Below are 14,830 nucleotides of genomic sequence, written 5' to 3' on the forward strand. Positions count from 1 at the left end.
GATGAATATTTACAGGGAAAATTATTGGTCGCTATATTTAGACTTTGTCGAGGATTTTAAAGAAATAGTCTATCGAGGCTATCGACTATCTTATCTCGTTCATTTTCCTAGTCTTATCCGTCATCACACAGATATATGGGGGAGAATGTCAAAGCAATCTTTCAAACAAGTATTGCATCATGATGTAACAAACCGTGAGCAAGTGCAAGCTGTTTTCACCAATTATCTAGCAACATGGCAGACACCACAGAAGGTGAGAAATGGGCAGATCGCTTTCTTAGCAGATTCACTACTTCGAATACCAACGGAAGCATATGAGAGATATTTCGAGAAAGACAAAACTATATTTATAAAAACCTATAAATATCCTCATGATCAAGCTCAATCAAATATCTACTATTTGCAGGATTTTTTATCACGTCATATAGATAAACCCAAAGCAAAAATTAAACAGCAAATACAAACGTTCTTGCAGCGATTCTCGGCTCACCATCTCTATCAGGATCAGGTGTTTCAATATATGTTTCATAAAAAAATCAACTTTGTCATCGATCAAATAGATAGGATGGAAAAATTGATTAGAAAAACTACTATTTCTGTTGTAGTTATGTCAAGTCCGAATCATTTTGGCAGAGTGATGGCTTTTGTAGCGAAAAAGCATGGCATTCCTACAATCTGTATGCAACATGGCATTATTGGCAATGAGTTCGGTTATTTACCAAAAGTAGCAACAGTTGATGCTGTTTATGGTCAGTTTGAAAAAGATTGGTACGTGCAAAGCGGAGTTCCGAAAGGTGATGTAAAAATAATCGGTCATCCAAGATTTGACCAAAGCTTACAAAAACCTGCTACTACTAAAGCGCAAATGATGGAACATTTAGACTTAGATAAACGAAAAAAAACATTACTGCTGATTGTTCGAGGTCAACGCGATATAGAGGAGTGGAAAATGGTAGTAAATCAATTAGAAGAAACATTAAATCTTAATCTCATATTGCGAGATTTTCCGAATGATGAACGGCATCCATTATTACTCGATTATTCTACAATAAAATCTACCAAAAACCTTACACTTTACGATGTTCTTCCAAATGTTGATGCCGTTGTTTCTTATGCATCTACGGTTGCATTAGAAGCGATGCTTTTTGGAAAGCCAGTCTTTATTTTGCATACAAAGCTACCAAGTTATACGGGATATTACAACAAGGTACATTCGCAAGTCCATCACGATCCAATGAAATTAGCAGACATGATTCAATTGTATTTCAAACAGGCTAAATGGCAAAAATTTGTCCAAAAGAATCAAACTCAATTTCTTGCTTATGCCTATCCAGATCAAAGTTCTTCAAGTCAACGACTGCGAGATTTAGTGGACCAATTAAGGAGAGGAGATATAAAGTGAAAAAATCATTAAGCGAAATTCATGAGTACTGGAAGCAAAATAGTCATCCAGAAAAGTACAATTTAAAAACAGAGCGAAGTAGCTTTTTATTAAGTTATGTTGAGAAGTATATACAACCAAACGAACGTATTTTGGAAATTGGATGTAATGTAGGGAGAAACTTGCATCATTTATTCGAAAATGATTATCAAGAGTTAACAGGTATTGAAATTAGTCAGGAAGCAGTAGAAGAGCTCCATAGAGTTTATCCAAAACTAGCGGAAAATACAGATATTATTCATGCACCTGTTGAATCTGTTTTAAAGCATATGGAGAAAGATCATTATGACCTTGTTTTTACGATGGCAGTTCTGGAACATATTCATCCAGACAGTGAATGGATATTTAATCATATAGCTAGGATAACTAAATCTTATTTGATCACACTTGAAGCGGAGACTGATGAACATTGGCGTATTTTTCCCCGTAATTATCGTGACATATTTGAAGGGTTAGGTTTTAAACAAATGGAAGAATCAACCGGCGAAAGCATCAAACTACCCAATTATACACTGCGTATTTTCAAGAAGAAATAGTTTCATACGGTCTGAATGGATCCATTGAAGTAATGATGGAAGTTTGTAAATGAATTATTAATTTTATCCAGTTATTCTAGAAACGGTAACAAATGTCGAGAAATGGCCAGAGTCATCGATTGATGTCATTGACTTATCAGGTGGCTCAGGTAAATTAGATTTTTATAAGAATATTGATTTACACGTAGGACTTTCGATTACACGTATATATTTGGTTTTTGCGTAGTTTGCTTTTAGCTGAGGATGGACGATCAACAGGATATTTTCGAAACGATCAATGGACTGGAGTATTCTGTTTCTCCGATATCAGCAAGTGTTCTTTCGGAATTTTTCCTATTGAAACGGATCAGTTGAAGTCAATTTTTCAACGAGAAGAACCAGCTAATGCGATGGATCAACGATAGAAGAATTAACTTCAGTTTTTAAAGCAACTAAAAATTCCTTAGCAAAAATTGATGTTTTATGACAGTACAAAATGAAGCCAATGTTGGATATGATTCCTTAAATGTTGAAGGAAGGTGATGAATTTGAATATTCTCGTTACAGGCGGAGCAGGCTTTATCGGTCGCTGGGTGGTAGCCAAACTAATAGAGGATCAACATCATGTGTGGGTGTTTGATGATTTGTCTAACGGCAGAAAGGAAAATGTAATGGAGTTTGAGCAACATCCACATTTTCATGGATTAATAGAAGGTGATATCAAAGATAAGCAGCTATTGGAGGAGCTGTTTAAGGAACAATTTGATATATGTTACCACTTAGGAGCAAGTATCAATGTGCAGGACAGTATTGATAATCCAGAAACGACTTTTCATAATGATGTGATAGGCACGTTTCACGTTTTGGAAGCATGCCGAAAATATTCCGTTAAAATCGTGTTTATGAGCACATGTATGGTTTATGATAAAGCGAGTGATGACAACGGTATTAGTGAAACCAACCTGATAAAACCAGCTTCTCCATACGCGGGCTCTAAATTAGCTGCTGAGAATATGGTGTTATCTTATTATTACGCCTACAGTCTGCCAGTAACAGTGATTCGTCCGTTTAACACGTATGGCCCCTACCAAAAAACAGGTGGCGAAGGTGGGGTAGTTGCGATCTTTATAAAAAATAAATTAACTGGCAAGTCTTTATCCATTTTCGGAGATGGAACACAAACACGAGATTTACTCTACGTCGAAGATTGTGCTCGGTTTGTAGTGGAATCGGGTTATGCAGATGAAACGAATGGCGAAATTATCAATGCAGGATTAGGAAAAGATATCAGTATCAATGAGCTGGCACTATTAATTACTAAAGATCAAAGCCGCATACAACATGTAACCCATATTCATCCGCAAAGCGAGATCCCAAAATTACTATGTAACTATGATAAGGCGAAGAAATTATTAGGTTGGCAGCCAATGTTCAGTTTGGAAGAGGGGATTCAGAAAACAGAAGAATGGATTCAATCAACAAATCTTATTTAAAGGGAAGGATGATTTATGTCTGAGCGTACGTTAGCAATCTATGGTGGAAAGCCAGTTAGAGAAAGTTATTTGCCCTATGGGACGCAATGGATAGATAGCTCTGATGCACAGGCAGTTCTAAAAGTTTTGAAGAGCGACTATCTTACAACTGGCCCAACGATCGAGCTGTTTGAACAGAAGATTGCAGACTATGTTGGTGCTAAATATGCCGTTGCCTTTTCGAGTGGGACGGCTGCACTTCATGGAGCATGTTTTGCAGTAGGGATTCAACACAATGATCAAGTAATCACGACCCCCCTTACTTTTGCTGCTACAGCGAATACCATTCTCTATCAGGGTGGCAATGTGATATTTGCTGATGTTGATCCCAACACCTACAACATTTCTCCTCAGAAAATCGAGGCAGAAATTACAGAGAATACAAAAGCGATTATAACGGTGGACTTTACCGGTCAGCCAGTAGACTATGGCCGAATACGGGCGATTGCAGATAAGCATTCTATTCCGTTTATTTCAGATGCTGCTCATGCTCTTGGTGCAAGTTACCATAAACAAAAGGTAGGATCGTTAGCTGATATGACGATGTTTAGCTTTCATCCAGTAAAGCATATTACAGCAGGTGAAGGTGGCATGATTACGACGGATAATCCTGTTTATTATCAAAAACTCAGAGATTTTAGAAACCATGGTATAACACGGGATCAGAAACGATTAGCGGTTTCAGATCAACCTTGGTACTATGAAATGCAGTCTCCAGGATTTAATTACCGAATGACAGATTTGCAAGCAGCTCTTGGGTTAAGTCAGGCGAATAAAATTGATAGCTTTTTAAAAAAAAGAAGAGCTATTGTATTGAAATATAATGAAGCTTTTCGTGAGGTTGATCAGATTACTTTACCTTACCAGTTAGCTGATACTAACTCGAGTTGGCACCTTTATGTCATGCAACTACAATTGGATAAACTAAAAGCGACCCGAACAGAAATTTTTCAAGCATTACAAAAAGAAAATATCGGTGTAAATGTTCATTATATTCCGGTATATTTTCACCCTTATTATCAACAGTTAGGGTACCAAAAAGGCCTGTGCCCGCATGCAGAAACGTTGTATCAAGCCACGATAACTTTACCACTCTTTCCAAAAATGACTGACGAGGATGTAGATGATGTGATTGCTGCTGTGATGAAAGTCCTATCTCATTACGAGGTGCCATTATGAAAATTGTAGCGATCATTCAAGCTAGAATGGGTTCTACCCGGCTACCAGGAAAGGTTTTACGAACAGTACTTGGAAAGCCAATGATCAAGTATCAGGTAGACCGGATTCGACATTCGTCTTATTTGGATGAAGTCGTGATTGCGACAACTGACAACAGAAAAGATGATGTTATTGTAGATTTTTGCAAGTCAGAGAAGCTTCATTATTTCCGAGGATCGGAAAAAGATGTGTTGAGCCGTTATCATCAAGCAGCGAAAAAAACAGAAGCTGATGTAATTGTTCGTTTAACTGCTGATTGTCCGGTCATAGATGCGCAAACAATCGATCATGTTATCAAAGCTTTTGTAACAAATAAACATGTCGATTATGTTGCAAATGTTCTCGAGAGGACATATCCGAGAGGCTATGATATCGAAGTGTTTACGAGGCAAACATTAGAGAAAATAAACAAGGTAGCTTGCCGTAATAGTGATCGTGAACATGTTACTACCTATATCAGAGATCATCCAGAACAATTTGATATCGTTAATGTTCTTCATCATGCTGATTATAGTAACTACCGTTTAACTGTCGACACCATAGAAGACTTTCGATTAATCAAAAAAATCATCCAATCACTAGAACCGAAAAATCAATATTATATGTTAGAAGATATAATTAAATTATTAGAGAATCATCCAGATTGGCTAACAATCAATGCGAACATTAAGCAAAAGGGCTGGAGATAACTTATGCGAATCGGTATTCGTGCTGATGCATCTAATCAAATTGGTACTGGTCATGTCATGCGTTGTTTAGTATTAGCAGAACAGTTAAGAACACATGGTGTAGAGATTATTTTCTTTTGTTACCATTTCCCAGGAAATTTAATTAGCCATATTGAAGCGAAAGGGTTCCCAGTCCATGTTTTATCCCATTCTACGACGATCGACAATTTGCGAGCAAATTGGAGAAAGGATGCAGAAGAAACGATTGAGTTCATTCGACAAAATCCTTGTTTTGATTACTTTGTAGTAGATCATTATGATTTAGATTATCGATGGGAGGCTGCAGTAAAAGCATTTGTAGACCAATTGATGGTAATTGATGATCTAGCAAACCGTAGACATTACTGTGACAGTTTGCTAGATCAAAATCTGCTTCCAAACAAAGAGAAACGCTATCAACAATTGGTTCCACCAAATACGGATCTGCTGTTGGGTCCCCGATACCTTTTATTAAGAGAAGAATTTGTGATGACGAAACTACATGAGAGGAAAAGAAGTACCATAGGTCGTATTCTTGTTTCTTTTGGTGGGAGTGATCCAACTAATGAAACGTATAAAGCATTAAAGGCTATCACGCAGCTTCGTGATGAGCGTTGGCAGATAGATGCAGTTACGGGGACGTCCAACCAACAAATCAAAGAGCTACGGCATTTTGTCGAGCAGCATGAAAATATTCAGTTATATGAACAAACCAATCGTATTGCAGAATTAATGACGGAAGCGGATATCGCAATTGGTGCAGGAGGAACAACAACGTGGGAAAGATGTTATATGCAATTACCTGCCATCACCCTTGAGGTAACGGATAATCAATCTAAAATATTACATCATTTGCATACCAAAGGGTTTGTGTATCATTTAGGTAAAAATAGAGAGGTAAAACCTGTAGACATAAAAGAAGCATTAAGGCGATTAAGCGATACACCTGAACTATTACAGCGAATGACAGACCGGCTAGCAAACTTCAGAGAAAATGTTGATCATTGTTCTGTTTCACGTTTTATGCTGAAGGAGGGAACTGATGACTGATAGTTTTTTGAGAAAACTGGAAGTAAATGATCTGGAACAAGTGTTAGCTTGGCGAAATAGTAAACATATTAAACAGTATATGTATACTGGTAAAGAGATTACTTGGCAGGAACATGTAAAGTGGTATGAGAAAGTGTCCACTGATCCTCATTATGATGTTTTCATTTATGTCCAACATGACAAACCACTTGGACTTGTACAATTTTTTGATAAACAGAAGCAGCATCAGCGGTGTTACTGGGGGTTCTATATTGGAGAACTAGATGCACCAAAAGGTTCCGGAACAAAAATGGCTTCTTTAGCATTTGCTCACATTTTTGATCAGGGTATACGAAAAGTTTGTGCGGAAGTAATGGAAACTAATAAACCAAGCTTTCACTTTCATCAAAAGCTTGGTTTTAAAATAGAAGGTATCTTACGTAAACATGTTAACAAAGAAGGTCAATATTATGATGTGTGGGCACTAGGTTTGCTTAAGGAAGATTGGAAAGGGGGAACCCAATGAAGGAAGTAACGATCCACAATCGAAAAATTGGTACAGAATATGAGCCGTTTGTCATTGCAGAAATGTCAGGGAATCATAACCAATCGTTAGAACGTGCTTTGGAAATAGTAGAAGCAGCTGCGAATGCTGGGGCAGATGCACTCAAGATTCAAACCTATACTGCTGACACGATGACACTAGAAGTCGAAAAAGGTGACTTTGTTATTTCAGATCCAAATAGTCCATGGAAAAACAAATCATTATATCATTTATATCAGGAAGCTTATACTCCTTGGGAATGGCATCAGTCGATTTTTGACCGGTGCCAAGAGTTAGGGATGATCGCGTTCAGCTCACCGTTTGATGCAACAGCTGTAGACTTTTTAGAAAGCTTACATGTGCCTTGTTATAAAATTGCTTCTTTTGAATGTACGGATATTCCGTTGATTCGTAAAGTCGCCAGAACCAAAAAACCGATGATTATTTCAACTGGTATGTGTAACGTGGCAGAAATTGAAGAAACAGTTCAAGCAGCCAAAGAAGAAGGCTGTAAGGAGCTCATTTTACTAAAATGCACAAGTACGTATCCAGCAACCCCTGAAAATAGTCATATTAAAACAATTCCACATATGAAAGAATTATTTCAATGTCCAATCGGCTTATCAGATCACACGTTAGGAAGCGGTGTTGCTGTCGCAAGTGTAGCATTGGGGGCTTCGGTAATCGAAAAACATTTTACCCTTTCCCGACAGGACGGAGGAGTAGACGCACAATTTTCATTGGAACCAGAGGAATTTCACTTACTAGTCCAAGAAACAAAAAGAGCCTGGCAGGCAATGGGGAAAGTCCAATACGGACCGACGAAAGCAGAGGATCAATCTAAAAAATATCGAAGGTCCATTTATGTTACGGAACATGTCAGGAAAGGGGAACCATTAACCCGTCATAATATTCGCATTATTCGTCCCGGATTTGGATTAGCTCCAAAATACTATGAAATGTGTCTGGGTAAAACCGTAAATCAGTCTATTGAAAAAGGGACCCCATTATCATGGGATTTTATCTAGCAGTTTTTACAAGGCTGTCTAATTAAGTTTGGCAGCCTTGTAAAATTATTGCGGTTTAACTTCTAATCACATATATTATTTGGAGTGATTTTGTGTGAACGAGTGCTTATTCGATTTGTTTTCGCTTCGCCCATTCATAAATGATAGCATTACATTCGTGGAAATATTTGGTTGGCACTTGATGCTTAGAACGATGAACATAGGCAACTTCAACATCTTTTAACCTTCTGCGAAAGATGTTTTGATAGGAATGTACGTAATGATCGTTCGCACCATAGATAATTAATAGTGGTACATTAATATTATGTAGTTGCTGCTCATTGTCATAATCCAAGCCTAATTGATATTGTTGTTGCAACATATCAGCGTTTGTTTTCTTTATTTCCAGTTCTATTTCTTTTGCTGCTTTTTTATCTGAAAAATGATTGAAAGCAAGTGCTTTTGCTAGTAATGGAATCCAATTGTTTCTAGCAACTGTTATGCCTATTTTATATTCCGTACGAAGCATTAAGCTTTTCGGTGAATGGTAAGCTCCAATCATAATAAGTGCTAATGTATGCTCTGGATAAGCTATAGCGAATTGTTGTGCAATTAAGCCACCGTTAGAATAACCACAAACAATGGCTTTAGAGATTTTATTTTCATCTAACACACTTTTCACGTCATCTACAAACTGAGAAAAAGTTAATTTTGTCTCTGAATAGCCACTACGGCAATCCCCTCTGTTATCAAAAGTAATAACGGTAAAGCTATGTTGAAGCAATGTTTGATAACGGAATGTTAAGTGGCCCATTCCTGGCGGAGCGATAAATATGACTGCTGTTCCACTACCGACTTTTTGATAATAAATTGCAGGATGATTCGTTGTATAAGGCATAATACCATCTCCGAATTAAAAGTATAGGAGGTAATGATGATGAGTATGTTTCTAATAGTTGGAGTTTTAGCAATTATTCTTTTTTTATTCTTTCGAAAACCAATTGTCGAAAAATTAGAATCTTTCGGAACGTTACAGTTCGACAGTGAAAAACATAAATGGTTAAACAGCACGTGTTTAATCGTGATTGGTACAGGTAATAATCGCTCCTATCAAAGGTTAACAACAAGGTAATTGGGGTATGGTTCGGAGGGGATGGAATTAATCTTTGCAAACAATAGATAAGGCAAGATACCATGCTTGTAACATCCAACATATGCGTGTGATAGGCAATAATGTTAGTAGAGCGGACATTTAGTACGTTATTTTGTGAGATAATACCCATTTTTCGTTGGTGACGGACATTTAATCCTTTATTTAGTTATTTTTGGTTAAAATGAGTGTTATTTCCGATGAATAGCGGAATAGATGTCCTCGGGGGATTTAAAAACGGCACTTTTGATACAAATAGCGGAACGAATGTCCACCCTATGCTAGGTTTGATGAATCGTACAAAGTACTCATTCCATTCAACCCTTCGCAGTATATACTTTAAGCATATTATTTCGAAAGCGTTTAGTCTTGGCTAGACGCTTTTTTGTCAACCTTAGAAGATTCCGTATAACATTTAATCGAGAAAAAATGTTATAGTAAACATATGTATTTTTATCACGGTGCTAATCGTCTGTTACCACACATGTCACTAAGTGGGGGATAACAGACGCTAACACCTTGATAAGTTTCACTAATGATCATTGAGGGTCAAATCTCACTGCTCATAGTCTCACTTTATGTACGAAGGGGCGTTTTGATTTGGGTAAAGAAGCAGAGCAAATTGCAGATATTGAAAGAGAATTAAGATTTTTATCAGGGATCATCAAGCAAAAAGGTCGTGAAATATTAAATAATTATCCAATTACAACCCCACAATTCATTGCCTTACAATTTTTATTAGAGCAAGGTGATTTAACATTAGGTGAATTATCCAAAAAAATTAACCTCGCTTTTAGTACCACAACAGATTTAGTTGACCGTATGGAAAAGAACGATATAGTGGAACGAGTGAAAGATACTAAGGACCGGCGAGTGGTTCGTATCCACCTATTAGAAAAAGGAAGAAAAATTATCCAGGAAGTAATTGAAAAACGACAGAAATATTTAGGTGAGGTTTTAACGAATGTTAAAGCAGAGGATATGGAACAGTTGTCAAGACTATTACATCTCCTTCACCAGGAAATGAGACAACAAACAGAAAATGCAAAATTGTAAAGAGGCGATGATAGTGAAGCAACCGATTGGAGTTATTGACTCAGGCGTTGGCGGACTAACAGTGGCAAGTGAATTAATCCGTCAATTACCGAAAGAATCGATTATTTACTTGGGTGATACGAAAAGGTGTCCATATGGACCGCGCCCGAAGGAAGAAGTGATCCAGTATACTTGGGAAATGGTCCACTTTTTATTAGAAAGAGATATTAAAATGTTAGTTATTGCTTGTAACACAGCAACGGCATTTACGTTAGAGCAGTTAAGAGAGGAACTGTCGATTCCGGTAGTAGGAGTGATTCAACCAGGTGCACGTGCTGCTATTACAAATTCCCGCACGGATGAAATAGGTGTGATAGGGACAGAGGGAACGATTACAAGTAGAGCATATGTCGATACATTAAGGCAAATAAATAGGGAAATTGAAGTTCACGATTTAGCTTGCCCACGATTTGTTCCCTTAGTGGAAAAAGGAATGGTACAGGGAGAAGAAGCATGTCAAGTGGTGCAAGAAACGTTACAACCATTGAAAAAATTTTCTAATATGGATACACTTATATTGGGGTGTACGCATTACCCAATGATTAAAGCATTGATTCAAGAGGAGATAGGATCAACCGTTACTGTGATATCGTCAGGGGAAGAAACCGCACGGGAAGTCAGTACCATTTTAGAATACCAAAATAAGCTTTATCAAGGTGAACAGCCACCACAACATTATTTCTACACTACTGGTGATGTCGGTGTTTTTCATGAAATCGCATCACGGTGGTTAAATCAGAAAATAGATGCAGTCGATAAGATTGAATTAAATACAGTTAAAAGTCTGGGAAAAGGTGCTATCTACTAGCGATATTAAATGGTAACGTGTAAAAAATGTTCGCAAAATGCAGAAATAAACAGATAGAAAAGCCAATAACTTGGCATTCTATCTGTTTATTTTTGTCTATTTGAATCTCCATTCAACGAAGATTCTATACTACCAGAACAAAAGGGGAGTGGCAGCCGTACAGTTGATAATGGTCACTAAAACAATAGCAAATCCACACTTAGTATTTAGTGAAAATAACTGGATGCGGGAGTTGTCCAGATTTTCTTATAATAATTGATTTTTAGATTATTTTGGTTGGTCTATTTTAATAATAAGCTCGTATACATAGTAGTACAAACCATCGTAGGAGGTATCGGTTATGAAAATCGATTTAGCTAAAAAGTATGCAGGGGTTGTATTATTATGTTTGCTTTTGTTAGTGGGTTGTGGTGTTTTTGAAGGAGAACAGACATTAGATCAAATAGATGCACCACCCGAAGATGCAGAATTAACAGATGACTTGGAAAACATGCCAGAAGGTGCAGATGATTCAGAAGCAAATCCAGAAGAGAGCGAAGGTGAAGCAGAAGGTGAAGGAGAAGATCCAGTGGAAGAAGGAGAGGCAGAAGGAGAAGATTCAGCGACGGCTACAGAATCAGTTACAAGAGTTTTATACTTGTTAGATCAAAATGGTTTAGTCGTGCCTCAAGAAGTACAAGTGCCAGCTCCAGAATCTAAAGAAGTGGCGAAGCAAGTATTAGAATATCTGGTACAGGATGGACCTGTCACGTCTCTATTACCTAGTGGATTTCAGGCAGTTTTACCTGCAGGAACTGAAATTATTGACTTGAATTTAGAAGCTGATGGAACATTAGTGGTAAATGTTTCGGAAGAATTTACAACATATGAGGCAGAGAATGAACAAAAAATTCTAGAAGCCATGACACATACATTAACACAGTTTGAAAATGTAAATAGTGTTAAGTTATGGATCGAAGGAGAAGCACAAGATTCCATGCCAGTAAATGGTACACCATTAACGGAAGGGTATTCTCGAGCTAACGGAATTAACATTCAACAAACTGACGGAGTTGATTTAATGGAAAGTAAGGCGACTACGCTTTACTTTCCAATGCAAGGTGATGAAATGGTCTACTTTGTTCCTATTACACAACATGTTCCAATGAATGAAGAGACCCCATATCAATCTATTGTACAAGCTTTAATGGATGGCCCTTCATTTGATTTACCATTACAGCATTTTGTTAATACGGGCTCACAACTTGCGTCAGAACCTGTTTTTGAAGATGGGGTCCTTTCATTAAATTTTAATGAAAATATATTAGCAAATAGTGCGAAAAGCGTGATCGCCGATGAGGTGATGCAATCGATTGTACTCACATTAACTGAACAAGAAGACATCGAGGCTGTTGAGGTTTCTGTTGAAAATCATCAAGAAGTGATAAGTGAAAGTGGACAACCATATTCAGAACCAGTATCAAGAGATATGGTTACGCCAACTGAAAGTATTTAATCCATTCATTGAATCTACTTGTTTTATTATTCATTATTAAAAACTCGGCACCCGTTTCATTTTGATTGGAGCGGGTGCTATCTTTTTAGCTAAATTTCTTATGTATGAAAAACCCATGTACTGAGAAAATATGTTAAGATAGAACAGTATTGTAAGGAGGAAATAGAATGCGTGAAACAGGGAGAGACATAGATCAATTAAGATCAATTGATATTCAAACTAATTTTACTAAACATGCCGAAGGGTCCGTTTTAATTACTGTTGGTGATACGAAAGTGATATGTAATGCCAGTGTGGAGGATCGAGTTCCGCCATTTATGAGAGGATCAGGAAAAGGCTGGATTACGGCTGAGTATGCGATGTTACCTCGAGCAACAGAAACGAGAAACATCCGAGAGTCATCAAAAGGTAAAGTCTCCGGACGAACCATGGAAATTCAACGTTTAATCGGACGATCACTACGTGCGGTTGTAAACTTAGATGCTATCGGAGAACGTACGATTTGGGTTGATTGTGACGTGATTCAGGCAGATGGCGGTACACGAACTGCATCGATTACTGGAGCATTTGTCGCGGTTGTACATGCATTAGGAAAATTATTAGAAGAAGAAAAAATTAAATCATTACCAATAACAGATTATCTTGCAGCTATCTCTGTCGGGGTACTACCAGAGGGAACAGAAATTTTAGATCTAGAATATTCTGAGGATGCCCAAGCACATGTCGATATGAATGTGGTGATGACTGGTAAAGGTGAATTTGTGGAACTCCAAGGTACGGGAGAAGAAGCAACATTTACAAGTACACAACTAACGAAAATGTTAGCTCTTGCTGAAAAAGGTTTAAAAGAGATTTTTAAAATTCAAGCAGAGGCAATCAAACCTTATCAAGATAACACAGAACAATCCTAGGGGAGCTTTTTCATATGAAAGAATTAATAATCGCAACAAAAAACGAAGGAAAAATGAAAGATTTTAAAAGCTTATTTGACCTGTTAGAAATAGAAGTATCTTCTTTATTAGATTTGTCAGAGCCAATTGATGATATTGAAGAAACAGGTACAACCTTTGAAGAAAATGCGGCAATAAAAGCAGAAGCGATTTGTGAAAAATTCAATATACCGGTCATTGCAGATGACTCAGGAATAGAGATTGATGCACTTCAAGGTGCACCAGGTGTATATTCAGCCAGATATGCTGGTGAGGAGAAAGATGATAAAGCCAATCTGGAAAAAGTACTAACTGAAATGGAAAATGTACCACAAGCTGAACGTACAGGTCGTTTTGTGTGTGTATTAGCTATAGCCCAACCAGGAAAGCAAACGGTATTTAAACGTGGAGAATGTGAAGGAACGATTGGTTACCAAGCAATTGGTAAGAAAGGTTTTGGATATGATCCGATCTTTTACCCTACTGGCAGCTCTAAAACAATGGCAGAAATGACTCCAGAAGAAAAAAATCAAATTAGTCACCGCAAAAAAGCGTTAGATAAAATGGAAAACTGGGTAAAGCAGTTGTAAAAGGGGTGGAGACATGCCAAAAATTTTAATACTTAGTGATAGTCACGGTTGGACAAGTGAAGTTTCTGAAATAAAAGCTCGGCATCAACATGAAGTCGATGCGATGGTCCACTGTGGTGACTCTGAATTAGAAGCAGACAGCGAAGAACTTGCAGATTTCCAAGTAGTTCAAGGAAACATGGATATGGATTTCCGTTTGCCAGAAGAAATTAATTTTCAAATAGGGAAATTACATTTTTTTGTTACACATGGTCACTTATTTCAAATTAAATCAACGTTAATGCCAGCATCCTATCGTGCAGAAGAGTTAGGCGCCAATGTTATTTGTTTTGGTCACTCACATGTCGCTGGTGCTGAAAAAGTAAAGGATCAATTATTCATTAATCCAGGAAGTATTCGCCAACCGCGAAGTGCACACCCTGGATCATATGCAATCCTGACAGCAGATGAACAATTAGAAAATATTGATATCCGTTTTTACACAAAGGATCAGCAGGAGATTTCCAGTCTTGCCTATCAAACTTCATTAACATAAATAACAAGCCAGCAGATATTAATTCTGCTGGCTTGTTACGAGTATGTAATAATAAATTTATAATTTTATGTTGACAATCATAGCTTAAGTTTATATAATGGTACTTGTCCGTTAACGAGATACATAATAAAAATACATAGAAATCCGGGTGTAGTTTAGTGGTAAAACCTCAGCCACGAGCAATACATCCACCGAATAATCTTCGAGTTGTTCCGAAGCATTTGCTTCTGTGAAA

Annotated in this window: 16 protein-coding genes; 15 read left to right on the forward strand and 1 reads right to left on the reverse strand. The window is 37.4% G+C overall.

The annotated features are described in order from the left end of the window. The first annotated feature begins 1 nt into the window (after window position 1). From J5J03_RS21125 to pseI, 8 genes are all read left to right on the forward strand, one after another. Entirely contained in the window at window positions 2-1,402 is a 1,401-nt protein-coding gene (locus tag J5J03_RS21125; RefSeq protein WP_208592361.1) for a glycosyltransferase family protein, read from the forward strand. After that, a complete protein-coding gene (locus J5J03_RS21130; protein ID WP_208592363.1) occupies window positions 1,399-1,977 on the forward strand; it encodes a class I SAM-dependent methyltransferase in 579 nt (192 codons plus the stop codon). Before J5J03_RS21125 ends, J5J03_RS21130 begins: the two co-directional genes overlap by 4 nt. A gap of 527 nt (window positions 1,978-2,504) precedes the next feature. Continuing rightward, window positions 2,505-3,449: a dTDP-glucose 4,6-dehydratase gene (locus J5J03_RS21135; protein WP_208592443.1), complete on the forward strand. Its 945-nt coding sequence runs from the start codon at window positions 2,505-2,507 to the stop codon at window positions 3,447-3,449. Window positions 3,450-3,464: 15 nt separating this feature from the next. Next, window positions 3,465-4,667 (forward strand): UDP-4-amino-4,6-dideoxy-N-acetyl-beta-L-altrosamine transaminase, encoded by a 1,203-nt coding sequence (gene pseC, locus J5J03_RS21140; protein ID WP_208592365.1) that lies wholly within the window; start codon window positions 3,465-3,467, stop codon window positions 4,665-4,667. Continuing rightward, window positions 4,664-5,395 (forward strand): cytidylyltransferase domain-containing protein, encoded by a 732-nt coding sequence (locus J5J03_RS21145; RefSeq protein WP_208592368.1) that lies wholly within the window; start codon window positions 4,664-4,666, stop codon window positions 5,393-5,395. Before pseC ends, J5J03_RS21145 begins: the two co-directional genes overlap by 4 nt. Before the next feature lie 3 nt (window positions 5,396-5,398). Beyond that, entirely contained in the window at window positions 5,399-6,463 is a 1,065-nt protein-coding gene (pseG, locus tag J5J03_RS21150) for a UDP-2,4-diacetamido-2,4,6-trideoxy-beta-L-altropyranose hydrolase (protein ID WP_208592370.1), read from the forward strand. Next, window positions 6,456-6,968 carry a UDP-4-amino-4,6-dideoxy-N-acetyl-beta-L-altrosamine N-acetyltransferase gene (gene pseH / locus J5J03_RS21155; RefSeq protein WP_208592372.1) on the forward strand — a complete coding sequence of 171 codons (513 nt, stop codon included), beginning with the start codon at window positions 6,456-6,458 and terminating at the stop codon, window positions 6,966-6,968. The genes pseG and pseH overlap by 8 nt, the downstream gene beginning before the upstream one ends. Beyond that, window positions 6,965-8,014 (forward strand): pseudaminic acid synthase, encoded by a 1,050-nt coding sequence (pseI, locus tag J5J03_RS21160; RefSeq protein WP_208592374.1) that lies wholly within the window; start codon window positions 6,965-6,967, stop codon window positions 8,012-8,014. The genes pseH and pseI overlap by 4 nt, the downstream gene beginning before the upstream one ends. A gap of 106 nt (window positions 8,015-8,120) precedes the next feature. On the opposite strand, the gene J5J03_RS21165 is transcribed toward pseI, so the two are convergent. Next, a complete protein-coding gene (locus J5J03_RS21165; protein WP_208592376.1) occupies window positions 8,121-8,891 on the reverse strand; it encodes an alpha/beta fold hydrolase in 771 nt (256 codons plus the stop codon). A 39-nt stretch (window positions 8,892-8,930) separates the two neighbouring features. Between J5J03_RS21165 and J5J03_RS21170 the strand changes: the two genes are divergently transcribed. The 7 genes from J5J03_RS21170 to J5J03_RS21200 all read left to right on the forward strand — a co-directional run bounded on the left by J5J03_RS21170 (window position 8,931) and on the right by J5J03_RS21200 (window position 14,595). Beyond that, a complete protein-coding gene (locus J5J03_RS21170; RefSeq protein ID WP_208592378.1) occupies window positions 8,931-9,125 on the forward strand; it encodes a hypothetical protein in 195 nt (64 codons plus the stop codon). Between the two features lie 618 nt (window positions 9,126-9,743). Next, window positions 9,744-10,199, forward strand: coding sequence for a MarR family winged helix-turn-helix transcriptional regulator (locus J5J03_RS21175; RefSeq protein WP_208592380.1), 456 nt, complete (start codon window positions 9,744-9,746; stop codon window positions 10,197-10,199). A 13-nt stretch (window positions 10,200-10,212) separates the two neighbouring features. Further along, complete coding sequence (racE, locus tag J5J03_RS21180) at window positions 10,213-11,046, forward strand: glutamate racemase (RefSeq protein ID WP_331460540.1); 834 nt, start codon at window positions 10,213-10,215, stop codon at window positions 11,044-11,046. Window positions 11,047-11,386: 340 nt separating this feature from the next. Continuing rightward, on the forward strand, window positions 11,387-12,541 hold the full coding sequence (locus tag J5J03_RS21185; RefSeq protein ID WP_208592384.1) for a GerMN domain-containing protein: 1,155 nt from the start codon (window positions 11,387-11,389) through the stop codon (window positions 12,539-12,541). 167 nt (window positions 12,542-12,708) lie between these two features. Continuing rightward, complete coding sequence (gene rph, locus J5J03_RS21190; protein ID WP_208592386.1) at window positions 12,709-13,452, forward strand: ribonuclease PH; 744 nt, start codon at window positions 12,709-12,711, stop codon at window positions 13,450-13,452. A gap of 14 nt (window positions 13,453-13,466) precedes the next feature. Continuing rightward, the gene (locus J5J03_RS21195; protein WP_208592388.1) at window positions 13,467-14,060 is read left to right on the forward strand and encodes an XTP/dITP diphosphatase; all 594 of its coding nucleotides are present in this window, start codon (window positions 13,467-13,469) and stop codon (window positions 14,058-14,060) included. Window positions 14,061-14,073: 13 nt separating this feature from the next. After that, on the forward strand, window positions 14,074-14,595 hold the full coding sequence (locus J5J03_RS21200; RefSeq protein ID WP_208592390.1) for a metallophosphoesterase family protein: 522 nt from the start codon (window positions 14,074-14,076) through the stop codon (window positions 14,593-14,595). Window positions 14,596-14,830 lie beyond the last annotated feature (235 nt).

This window comes from Gracilibacillus suaedae, from assembly GCF_017599345.1.
Classification (GTDB): domain Bacteria; phylum Bacillota; class Bacilli; order Bacillales; family Amphibacillaceae; genus Gracilibacillus; species Gracilibacillus suaedae.

Bases quoted from the DNA above. Each gene is read 5' to 3' on its own strand.
- J5J03_RS21125 (WP_208592361.1), top strand. From the start codon at position 2: ATGAATATTTACAGGGAAAATTATTGGTCGCTATATTTAGACTTTGTC.
- pseC (WP_208592365.1), top strand. From the start codon at position 3,465: ATGTCTGAGCGTACGTTAGCAATCTATGGTGGAAAGCCAGTTAGAGAA.
- J5J03_RS21145 (WP_208592368.1), top strand. From the start codon at position 4,664: ATGAAAATTGTAGCGATCATTCAAGCTAGAATGGGTTCTACCCGGCTA.
- pseG (WP_208592370.1), top strand. From the start codon at position 5,399: ATGCGAATCGGTATTCGTGCTGATGCATCTAATCAAATTGGTACTGGT.
- pseH (WP_208592372.1), top strand. From the start codon at position 6,456: ATGACTGATAGTTTTTTGAGAAAACTGGAAGTAAATGATCTGGAACAA.
- pseI (WP_208592374.1), top strand. From the start codon at position 6,965: ATGAAGGAAGTAACGATCCACAATCGAAAAATTGGTACAGAATATGAG.
- J5J03_RS21165 (WP_208592376.1), bottom strand. From the start codon at position 8,891: ATGCCTTATACAACGAATCATCCTGCAATTTATTATCAAAAAGTCGGT.
- J5J03_RS21170 (WP_208592378.1), top strand. From the start codon at position 8,931: ATGAGTATGTTTCTAATAGTTGGAGTTTTAGCAATTATTCTTTTTTTA.
- J5J03_RS21185 (WP_208592384.1), top strand. From the start codon at position 11,387: ATGAAAATCGATTTAGCTAAAAAGTATGCAGGGGTTGTATTATTATGT.
- rph (WP_208592386.1), top strand. From the start codon at position 12,709: ATGCGTGAAACAGGGAGAGACATAGATCAATTAAGATCAATTGATATT.
- J5J03_RS21195 (WP_208592388.1), top strand. From the start codon at position 13,467: ATGAAAGAATTAATAATCGCAACAAAAAACGAAGGAAAAATGAAAGAT.
- J5J03_RS21200 (WP_208592390.1), top strand. From the start codon at position 14,074: ATGCCAAAAATTTTAATACTTAGTGATAGTCACGGTTGGACAAGTGAA.